This window comes from Thermus sp. (assembly GCF_056332225.1).
On record NZ_JBWGQW010000063.1, the window covers coordinates 1 to 7,054 of the forward strand.

Annotated in this window: 9 protein-coding genes; all 9 read left to right on the forward strand. The window is 69.1% G+C overall.

Going from position 1 to position 7,054, the window contains the following annotated elements; translation table 11 throughout:
* A partial coding sequence (locus tag AC01Y6_RS09075; RefSeq protein ID WP_476671214.1) for a transposase family protein occupies positions 1-693 on the forward strand: 693 nt, incomplete at its 5' end.
* Positions 694-709: 16 nt separating this feature from the next.
* Positions 710-1,603 (forward strand): ABC transporter ATP-binding protein, encoded by an 894-nt coding sequence (locus AC01Y6_RS09080; protein WP_476671220.1) that lies wholly within the window; start codon positions 710-712, stop codon positions 1,601-1,603.
* Positions 1,604-1,623: 20 nt separating this feature from the next.
* Positions 1,624-2,769, forward strand: coding sequence for a pyridoxal phosphate-dependent aminotransferase (locus tag AC01Y6_RS09085; protein WP_428720683.1), 1,146 nt, complete (start codon positions 1,624-1,626; stop codon positions 2,767-2,769).
* The gene (gene pdhA / locus AC01Y6_RS09090; RefSeq protein WP_476671215.1) at positions 2,738-3,778 is read left to right on the forward strand and encodes a pyruvate dehydrogenase (acetyl-transferring) E1 component subunit alpha; all 1,041 of its coding nucleotides are present in this window, start codon (positions 2,738-2,740) and stop codon (positions 3,776-3,778) included. The genes AC01Y6_RS09085 and pdhA overlap by 32 nt, the downstream gene beginning before the upstream one ends.
* Positions 3,778-4,758, forward strand: a complete 981-nt coding sequence (locus AC01Y6_RS09095; RefSeq protein WP_428720685.1) for an alpha-ketoacid dehydrogenase subunit beta — start codon at positions 3,778-3,780, stop codon at positions 4,756-4,758. The genes pdhA and AC01Y6_RS09095 overlap by 1 nt, the downstream gene beginning before the upstream one ends.
* 12 nt (positions 4,759-4,770) lie before the next feature.
* Positions 4,771-5,307 carry a Uma2 family endonuclease gene (locus tag AC01Y6_RS09100; protein ID WP_347241607.1) on the forward strand — a complete coding sequence of 179 codons (537 nt, stop codon included), beginning with the start codon at positions 4,771-4,773 and terminating at the stop codon, positions 5,305-5,307.
* A 109-nt stretch (positions 5,308-5,416) separates the two neighbouring features.
* Entirely contained in the window at positions 5,417-6,691 is a 1,275-nt protein-coding gene (gene hemL, locus AC01Y6_RS09105) for a glutamate-1-semialdehyde 2,1-aminomutase (RefSeq protein ID WP_476671217.1), read from the forward strand.
* Positions 6,692-6,702: 11 nt separating this feature from the next.
* The gene (locus AC01Y6_RS09110) at positions 6,703-6,924 is read left to right on the forward strand and encodes a type II toxin-antitoxin system HicB family antitoxin (protein WP_476671218.1); all 222 of its coding nucleotides are present in this window, start codon (positions 6,703-6,705) and stop codon (positions 6,922-6,924) included.
* On the forward strand, positions 6,914-7,054 hold a 141-nt coding region (locus AC01Y6_RS09115), incomplete at its 3' end, for a type II toxin-antitoxin system HicA family toxin (protein ID WP_476671221.1). The genes AC01Y6_RS09110 and AC01Y6_RS09115, both read left to right, overlap by 11 nt.

The window sequence follows — 7,054 nt, forward strand, 5'->3', positions numbered from 1 at the left end:
GAGCTCCTGACCCTCGCCATCTTTCTCTTCCTCCAGGGCCAGGACCTCGCCAAAGGCTACCTGGCCGCCAAGACCACCCTCAAGGCCTACTTCCCTTCCCTCCCCCACCTCTCTCGCTTCTACCGGGTCCTTCAAAAGGCCCAGAGGTTGCTGGCTCACCTGGCCATAAGGCTTTCCGGGGGAAAAGGCCTTTTGCAAGTGGTGGACCTCAAACCCATCCCCCTGGCCCACGGCCACCGGATCCACGGTCTGGACCTCCCTGAGGCCGCTGTGGGGGTAGGTCCTTTGGGGGCCTTCGGCGGCTACGTTCTCATGCCGGTGATGAACGAGCGCGGCCTCTTTTTTCGTTGGGCCATTCTCCCCGGGAATGCCCGGGAGACCTGGGGGAGGGAGCTTTTGGGGGATCTGCCCGCGGTCTTGGGGGACAGGGGTTTTCGCTGGGTCCAGGGGGTCAAGACCCCGCCCTACCGGGTTCGGGGAGGGAAGGTGGTGGAGACGGGGTGGAAGAGGTGGATGGGGAAGGTTCGCAACTGGATAGAAACACGGTTCAGCGTGATGGTGCGGTCTTTGGGGCTTCACAGGATAGAGGCCAGGTCCTACTGGGGGTTGGTAGCCCGGGTGAACCTCATCCTGCTCGTTCACAACCTCATACGTAGCCGGGTGCTTCTCAGGATGGCCGGGGTGGAGCTATGAGGTAGCACACGAAGGAATAGAGAACGTCCACAAGCGCTTCGGCAAGCTGGAGGCCCTAAAAGGGGTGAGCCTGGAGCTTAGGGCCGGGGAGATCCTGGGCCTCCTTGGGCCCAACGGGGCGGGGAAGACCACCCTCATCAAGATCGTCCTCGGCCTCCTTCTCCCCGACGGGGGCGAGGTGGTTCTGGGGGAGGGGAAGGGGAGGCGGAGGCCCCAGGGCCACGAGTTCGGCGTCCTCCTGGAGGGAAGCCGCAACCTCTACGTCAACCTGAGCCTCCTGGTGAACGCCCTCTACTTCGGGGGCATCCGGGGGCTTTCCCCCAAGGAGGTGCGGCCCCGGTTTGAGGCCTGGCTGGAGCGCTTTGGCCTAAGGGACCGCCTCCACGCGCCCCTCGCCTCCCTCTCCCGGGGGATGCAGCAGAAGGCCGCCCTCGCCCTGGCCCTCGCCCTCAAGCCCCGCTTCCTCCTCCTGGACGAGCCCACCCTGGGCCTAGACCCCGTGAGCCGGAGGGAGTTTGAGGGGATTCTCCTGGAGCTCAAGGAGGAGGGGTGGGGGATCCTCCTCACCTCCCACGACCTGGACGGGGTGGAGCGGGTGAGCGACCGGGTGGCCTTCCTCCAAAAGGGAGAGGCGCTGAAGGAGGGCCCCACCCGGGTCCTCCTCCGGGAGTGGGCCGGGGAGGGGTACCGGGTGCGCCTCGCCGAGCCCAAGGCGGAGGCCCTCCAGAAGGCCCTGGGCCCCGGCTGGAGCGCGGAAGGCCCCGAGGTCCTCTTCTTTCTTGGGCCGTGGGAAGCCCTGAAGGAGGCCTTAGGGGCTTTCCCCGTGGAGGTCCTCGAGGTCTCCCGGGGAACGCCGAGCCTCGAGGCCCTCTTCCTCCACCTCTTCAAGGACCCCTCCCCCCGGGCATAAAGTTGCGCTACCCTATCCCCATGCGCCTCCACCCCCGCACCCAAGCGGCCAAGGAGAGCATCTTCCCCAGGATGAGCCAGCTCGCCCAGCGCCTGGGCGCGGTGAACCTGGGCCAGGGGTTTCCCTCCAACCCCCCGCCCCCCTTCCTCCTGGAGGCGGTGCGGCGCGCCCTGGGCCGCCATGACCAGTACGCCCCCCCGGCGGGGCTTCCCGCGCTAAGGGAGGCCCTGGCCGAGGAGTTTTCCGTGGAGCCCGAGGCCGTGGTGGTCACCTCCGGGGCCACGGAGGCCCTTTACGTCCTCCTGCAAAGCCTCGCGGGCCCGGGGGACGAGGTGGTGGTCCTGGAGCCCTTCTTTGACGTCTACCTGCCGGACGCCTTTTTGGCGGGAGCGGAGGCCCGCCTGGTGCGCCTCGCCCTCGGCGAGGGGGGCTTTTTCCTGGACCTCGCCGCGCTGGAGGGGGCCCTCACCCCGAGGACCCGGGTCCTCCTCCTCAACACCCCCATGAACCCCACGGGCCTCGTCTTCAAGGAGGCGGAGCTGAAGGCCATCGCCGAGCTTGCCCGGAGGCGCGACCTCTTCCTCGTTTCCGACGAGGTCTACGACGAGCTCTACTACGGGGAAAGGCCCAGGCGCCTTAGGGAGTTCGCCCCCGAGCGCACCTTCACCGTGGGGAGCGCGGGGAAGCGCCTCGAGGCCACGGGCTACCGGGTGGGCTGGATCGTGGGGCCGAAGGAGTTCATGCCCCTCCTCGCGGGGATGCGCCAGTGGACGAGCTTCTCCGCCCCCACGCCCCTCCAGGCCGGGGTGGCGGAGGCCCTAAGGGTGGCGAGGCGCGAGGGCTTCTACGAGGCCCTGCGGGAAAGCTACCGGAAAAGGCGGGACCTCCTCGCCGGGGGGCTTGGGGCCCTGGGGCTTCGGGTCTACGTCCCTGAGGGCACCTACTTCCTCATGGCCGAGCTTCCCGGGTGGGACGCCTTCCGGCTCGTGGAGGCGGCCCGGGTGGCCCTCATCCCCGCCTCGGCCTTCTACCGGGAAGACCCTCCAAGGGACCTCTTCCGCTTCGCCTTCTGCAAGAGCGAGGAGGAGCTTTCCCTCGCCCTAAAGCGCCTGGCCCCCGTGGTAAACTCCCCCCGTGAAGCCGAAGGTGGCGCGGTATCTGGATAAAGGGGAGTTCCCCCTAAGGGAGGAAGAGGCCCTAAGGCTCTACCGGGCCATGCGCCGGGCCCGGCTTTTTGACGAGAAGGCCCTCACCCTCCAGCGCCAGGGGAGGCTCGGGGTCTACGCCCCCTTCATGGGCCAGGAGGCGGCCCAGGTGGGGGTGGCCCTGGCCCTCGGGGAGGGGGACTGGGTGGTGCCGAGCTACCGGGAAAGCGCCCTGCTCCTCGCCCGGGGGCTTCCCATCCACACCCTGATCCTCTACTGGCGGGCCCACCCTAGGGGCTGGCGCTTCCCCGAGGGGGTGCGGGCGGTGAACCCCTACATCCCCATCGCCACCCAGATCCCCCAGGCGGTGGGGCTCGCCCTGGCCGGGCGGTACCGGGGGGAGGACTGGGTGGTGGCCACCTCCATCGGGGACGGCGGCACCAGCGAGGGGGACTTCCACGAGGGCCTGAACTTCGCCGCGGTCTTCGGCGCCCCCGTGGTCTTCCTGGTGCAGAACAACGGCTACGCCATCAGCGTCCCCCGGGAGCGGCAGATGCGGGTGGACTTCATCGCCCGGCGGGCCGAGGGGTACGGGATGCCGGGGGTGGTGGTGGACGGGAACGACGCCTTCGCCGTGTACCTCGAGGCCAAAAAAGCGGTGGAACGGGCGAGGAAAGGGGAAGGCCCCACCCTCCTCGAGGCCCTCACCTACCGCCTCGCCCCCCACACCACCTCCGACGACCCCTCCCGCTACCGCACCAAGGAGGAGGAGGAGGCCTGGCGGGCCAAAGACCCCATCCTCCGCCTCAGGAAGGCCCTGGAGGAGCGGGGCCTTTGGGACGAGGAGGCGGAAAGGGCGCTCCTTCTTGAGCTTGAGGAGGAGTTCCAAAGGGAGCTCGCCCTGGCCGACCAGGCCCCCGAGCCCCGCCCCGAGGAGATCGTGGAGCACGTCTACAAGGAGATGGGCCCCGACCAGAGGAGGGCCTGGGAAGCCTTAAGGCGGGGCCTCCACGTGGAGGAGGTGGGCTGATGCCCGTCCTCAACCTGGTCCAAGCCCTGAATGAGGCCCTGGACCTGGCCCTTTCCCGGGACGAGCGGGTCCTGGTCTTCGGGGAGGACGTGGGGAGGCTCGGGGGGGTCTTCCGGGTCACGGAGGGCCTGCAGGCGAAGCACGGGGAAAGGCGGGTCTTTGACACCCCCTTGGCGGAAAGCGGCATCCTGGGCCTCGCCATCGGCCTCGCCATGGGGGGGATGCGCCCCGTGGCCGAGATCCAGTTCGCGGGCTTTCTCTACCCCGCCCTGGACCAGATCCTCTCCCACCTCGGCCGCTGGCGGCACCGCTCCCGGGGGCGGGTGGGGCTTCCCGTGGTGGTGCGGGCCCCCTACGGCGGGGGCGTCCACACCCCGGAGCAGCACGCCGACTCCCCCGAGGCCATCCTCGCCCACACCCCGGGGGTCAAGGTGGTGATCCCCTCAAGCCCAGAAAGGGCCAAGGGGCTTCTCCTTTCCGCCATAGAGGACGAGGACCCCGTGTTCTTCCTCGAGGCCATCAAGCTCTACCGGGGCTCGAGGGCCGAGGTGCCCGAGGGCTACTACACCCTCCCCCTGGGGAAGGCCCGCATCCTCAAGGAGGGGAAGGCCGCCACCTTGATCGGCTACGGGGGCATGGTGGAGGTGATGCTGGAGGCGGCGGAGGTGGCCCGGAAGGAGGGGGTGGAGGTGACGGTGGTGGACCTGGAGACCCTGGTCCCCCTGGACGAGGAGACCCTCCTCGAGGCCGTGCGGGAGACGGGCCGGGCCATCGTGGTCTACGAGGCCATGCGCACCGGGGGCTTCGGGGCCGAGATCGCCGCCCGCATCGCCGAGGGGGCCATAGACCACCTCCAGGCCCCGGTGCTCCGGGTGGCGGGCTACGACGCCCCTTACCCGCCCTTCAGCGCCATTGAGCACCTCTACCGGCCAAACGCCAAAAGGGTCCTCGCCGCCCTGAGAAAGGCGCTAACCTATTAGGAAGGAGGCCCCATGGTCAAGGCCCGCCTTAAGGCCGAGGAGTTCTTCGCCCTGCCCCTAAAGCGGGGGGAGCTTGTGGACGGGGAGGTCCGGGAAGAGATGCCGCCCAAGCCGGAGCACGGGAGGATCGCTTTGCGCATCGGGTACCACCTGATGCGTTGGCTGGAGGAGACGGGGCTCGGCGTGGCCGGGGTGGAGGGGGGGTTTATCCTGAGGCGGGACCCCGACCGGGTGCGGAGCCCCGACGTCTGGTTCCTCTCCCACGAAAGGCTCAAGGAGGTGGCCCGGGAAGGCTTCTACGAGGGGGCGCCGGACCTCGCCGTGGAGGTGGTCTCCCCGGGGGAGGAGGCGGAGGGGGTCTTGGCCAAGGTCCTGGACTACCTGGGGGCGGGGGCCAAGGCGGTGTGGCTGGTCTACCCGGAGCTCCAGGCGGTGGAGGTCTACGGGCGGGGAGGGGAGGGGAGGCTTTTGAGGCCCGGGGAGGTCCTGGAAGGGGGGGAGGCCCTTCCCGGCTTCCGCCTGCCCCTAAAGGACCTCTTCGGGGCCTAAGCCCCCCTCCGGCGTTGGCTCAGGCGGGGGCCAGAAAAGGGGGCTCAAGGCGCGGGCCCTTAGGGTCTCTTCCCACTTTTCCCGGCCAAAACCCGCTAGAGTGGGGGGCATGGAGCGGCCCATCTCCGAGGCCTACTTCCAGGAGGCGAAGCGGCACATCCCGGGCGGGGTGAGTAGCCCGGTAAGGGCCTTCAAGGCCGTGGGGGGCACCCCGCCCTTCCTGGTGCGGGGCGAGGGAGCCTATGTGTGGGACGCGGACGGAAACCGCTACCTGGACTACGTGATGAGCTGGGGGCCCCTGATCCTGGGCCACGCCCACCCCAAGGTCCTCGCCCGGGTGCGGGAGGCCCTGGAACGGGGCCTCACCTTCGGGGCGCCAAGCCCCCTCGAGGTGGCCCTCGCCAAGAAGGTGAAGCGGGCCTACCCCTTTGTGGACCTGGTGCGCTTCGTGAACTCGGGGACCGAGGCCACCATGTCGGCCCTCCGCCTCGCCCGGGGGTACACGAATCGGCCCTACATCGTCAAGTTCCGGGGGAACTACCACGGCCACGCGGACGGCCTCCTGGTGGAGGCGGGCTCGGGGGCCCTCACCCTGGGGGTGCCCTCCTCCGCCGGGGTCCCAGAGGAGTACGCCAGGCTCACCCTGGTCCTGGAGTACAACGACCCCGAGGGCCTGCGGGAGGTGCTGAAGAGGCGGGGGGAGGAGATCGCCGCCATCATCTTTGAGCCCGTGGTGGGGAACGCCGGGGTCCTCGCGCCCACCCCGGAGTTCCTGAAGGCCCTTCACGAGGCCCGGGAGTTTGGCGTCCTCCTCATCGCCGACGAGGTGATGACGGGCTTCCGCCTGGCCTTCGGGGGGGCCACGGAGCTTTTTGGCCTCAGGCCCGACCTCGTCACCTTGGGGAAGATCCTGGGCGGGGGGCTTCCCGCCGCGGCCTACGGGGGGAGGCGGGAGATCATGGAGAAGGTGGCCCCCCTGGGCCCGGTCTACCAGGCGGGGACGCTTTCCGGTAACCCTCTCGCCATGGCGGCGGGGCTCGCCACCCTGGAGATTTTGGAGGAGAATCCCGGCTACTACCGCTACCTCGAGGACCTGGGGGCCCGGCTGGAAGGGGGCCTAAAGGAGGTCCTCTCGGAAAAGGGCCTCCCCCACGCGGTGAACCGGGTGGGCTCCATGATCACCGTCTTCTTCACGGAAGGCCCCGTGCTCACCTTCCAGGACGCCAGGCGCACGGATACGGGGCTCTTCAAGCGCTTCTTCCACGGCCTCCTGGACCGGGGGATCTATTGGCCCCCTTCCAACTTTGAGGCGGCCTTCCTCTCCGTGGCCCACGGGGAGGAGGACGTGGAAAAGACCCTCGAGGCCCTGAGGAAAGCCTTGTAGAATTGAGAGGGATGCGCTACACGGTCGTCTTACGCCCCGACCCGGAGACCCCAGGGGTGTGGCTTGCTGAGGTGCCCGCCCTGCCCTGGTGCGCCACCTTCGGCCACTCCCCGGAAGAGGCCCTGCAAAACGCCAAGGACGCCTTGGAGGCCGCCTTAGAGGCTTTGGAAGCCTTGGGGGAGGCCCCGCCTCCCGATGTGACCGTGGCCCAGATTTCCCTGGATGCCGCCTAAGACCTCCGAGGTGGCCCGTAAGCTGGAGCGGCTGGGCTTTAAGCCGCTTCCCCGGAGGGGTAAGGGAGGACACAGGGTGTACGTCCACCCGGACGGCCGGAAGGTGGTGCTGCCCATGCACTCCGGCGAG